Annotated in this window: 1 protein-coding gene and 1 pseudogene; both read right to left on the bottom strand. The window is 52.3% G+C overall.

Going from position 1 to position 715, the window contains the following annotated elements:
- On the bottom strand, window positions 1-268 hold a 268-nt coding region (locus H7U37_RS15100; protein WP_477742905.1), incomplete at its 3' end, for a virulence RhuM family protein.
- Window positions 265-715, bottom strand: a pseudogene (locus tag H7U37_RS15095) (hypothetical protein); the annotation flags it as partial. The pseudogene H7U37_RS15095 and the gene H7U37_RS15100, both read right to left, overlap by 4 nt.

Below are 715 nucleotides of genomic sequence, written 5' to 3'. Positions count from 1 at the left end.
AGTTGGTCTGATACCGTTTTCCGTCCGCCGCAGTTGTTTCCATTTTGGAAACAACTGAATCCTCGCTCAGTTCGCCGGATTCAAAAATGTTTTTCAGATGCTTGGAAATGGCCGCTTTCTGTACCTCAAACAGCTCTGCCATTTTTGCCTGTGTCAGCCAGAGGTTTTCCTGAAAGAGCAGGATTTCCACCCGCACTTCTCCGTTTTCGGTCTTGTAAAAGAGGATTTCTCTGGTTTCATACGGGGTCAGTCCCTGTTCCTCACTCATTCCTCGTCACCTCCATCCGTCCGGTTCTTTCCCCGGCTCTTGTAAACATTGTACTGATTCTTGCACCGTGGGCTGCAAAAGGCGGCGTTGGACCGGTTGCCCAGAAACACCTTCTGGCAGTGCTTGCACAGGCGCAGGGGCTGGTCACCGTCCACCAACATGAAGCTGAACATCATCTGGATACCCAACAGCAGGGAGTGAAGGTCCCAGTAAATGGTAGGCTTATCCAGCAGCTCAATGTGGTAGCTGGGGGTAATTCCGCCAAATGCGGCCATAGCCTTGCGGTGCAGCCCCCGTTCGTCCTCGCCCATGAAATCATAGTCATTGTAGTAGAAAAAGGCGGTGGTCAGCGTAAAGGCCCAATCTTTGAACTGCTGGGCAACCCAGTCGTAGGGTTCCGCATATTCCCGCTGAAAGCTCATGTTCTTCGCCATCGGCTCGTCCATG

This window comes from Pseudoflavonifractor phocaeensis (assembly GCF_016901735.1).
Taxonomy (GTDB): Bacteria; Bacillota; Clostridia; order Oscillospirales; family Oscillospiraceae; genus Pseudoflavonifractor_A.
The sequence above is the reverse complement of the archived record's forward strand: the minus strand, read 5'-3'. Positions and strand labels throughout refer to the sequence as shown.